The organism is Mycobacterium scrofulaceum, assembly GCF_002086735.1.
Taxonomy (GTDB): domain Bacteria; phylum Actinomycetota; class Actinomycetes; order Mycobacteriales; family Mycobacteriaceae; genus Mycobacterium; species Mycobacterium scrofulaceum.
The window spans coordinates 1-572 of the sequence record NZ_MVIJ01000163.1 but is presented as its reverse complement, the minus strand read 5'-3'; the positions used below and the strand labels follow the sequence as shown (position 1 = coordinate 572).

Below are 572 nucleotides of genomic sequence, written 5' to 3'. Positions count from 1 at the left end.
CCCCAATACCCGCCGCCCCCATCCGGCTACGGGCCCCCGCCGGGATACGACCAGCCGCCCGGCTATGGCGTGCCGCCGTACCAGCCGGGGCCGCCCCAGTTCGGTGGGCCGCCCGGCGGCTACGGTCCGCCGCCCCCGCCGGGCGGCTACTACGCCGCACCGGACTACCGCGGCGGCTACGGCCCGCCGAGCGGAGTCAAACCGGGGACGAACAAGCTCGCTATCGCGTCGCTCATCTCGTCGTTCACCGGGGTGTTCTGCTGCTGCCTCGGCTCGATTGTGGCCATCGTGCTGGGCGCGGTGGCGGTGAACCAGATCAAGCGCACCCAGCAAGACGGCTACGGCCTCGCGGTCGCCGGAATCGTCATCGGCATCGCCACCCTGGTCGTCACAACGATCGTCGTCCTGTTCGCGATGCACTCGCGTTAGCCGCAGCGCATGACGGGGCCAACGCCGCCGCCGTCCGGCCAGCCGCGCGCCGCTGCCTAGGCTTTCCTCAGTGTCAGGGTGAGGTTGCCGCTTGTTGCGGTGGTTGGATCCTGATCACCTGGTGTTTGGCTCGTAGGCTCGTT

General features: G+C 70.1%; 1 protein-coding gene. It reads left to right on the top strand.

What is annotated here, in order from left to right:
* The coding region (locus BST44_RS29260; RefSeq protein ID WP_083180057.1) for a DUF4190 domain-containing protein at positions 1-429 on the top strand (429 nt) is incomplete at its 5' end.
* Positions 430-572 lie beyond the last annotated feature (143 nt).